Here is an 876-nt window from a genome sequence, read left to right as displayed (position 1 = left end):
CTTTTATATGAATATTTTTACTATTGTCGCGCAAACCGTTAGCCAAGGCAAGTTTGTGCAGACAGGGTCTGCCAGCTTACATGGAGGGCATGGCAGAAATTTCAAGCACCAGTATGTCAGATTTAGATACTTCTGCCAAACCATTCGACACGGCCGATGATGGCAACGTCGTCGGTCGGATTTTTAAAGTCGATTTCAAAAGTAGGGTAGGCTTCGTTGGCAGAAATGACGTTGACGATGCCGCCGGGTATCAATTGCAGGCGTTTGACCAAAAGGTTTTCGTTGAGGCGTAAAACATAGAGGCCGTCGCGCGGCGTGGTTTGTCCGTGATTGATGAGGATGGTGTCGCCATCATTCAGCACGCCTTCCATCGAGTCGCCTTTGACTGAGATAACGGAAAGGTTTTTGATGTCGCGCGTTACATAATTTTCAATCCAATAACGTCGGAACGCCATGGCGAACATGGGCTGTTCGTCGCCGACGAGCTGACCGTGTCCGGCCGCGGCCTGGATGTCGTAACGTGGCACAAAGACAAATTCGTCTATATCGACTGGGTTGCCCAGTGTGTCGGTTGCCGTGGCTTTTGGGGCTTCGGAATCGGGGAAGGGGGAACCTTCGCCTGTCAAAAGCCAGTCTATGCTACAGCCTTTAAGTTGTTTGATTTTTTTTAGCGTTTCCGATTTCGGCAGGCCGCCTTCGTTCCAGATACGGCTGAATCCGGCGATGGTCATATCAATATCGGCGGCAATTTTGGCTTGGCGGGCTTCATCTTTCCATAAGAAAGCCAGGCGGTCTTTAAAGGTATCCATGTTTATGCCTTTATGGAGGTATGTTTTTTATATGGTTTGGACGATTTGAGTGTATTTTACCTTAGTT

The 876-nt window shown here is 48.6% G+C and carries 1 protein-coding gene; it reads right to left on the bottom strand.

The features are described from left to right. Positions 1 to 122: 122 nt before the first annotated feature. A complete protein-coding gene (locus tag ACTHUM_RS15610; RefSeq protein ID WP_070645871.1) occupies positions 123 to 809 on the bottom strand; it encodes a S24 family peptidase in 687 nt (228 codons plus the stop codon). Positions 810 to 876: the final 67 nt, after the last annotated feature.

This window comes from Neisseria sp. P0021.S006, assembly GCF_051956895.1.
Note: the sequence above shows the minus strand (reverse complement) of the source record. Positions and strands in the feature narration are given on the sequence as shown.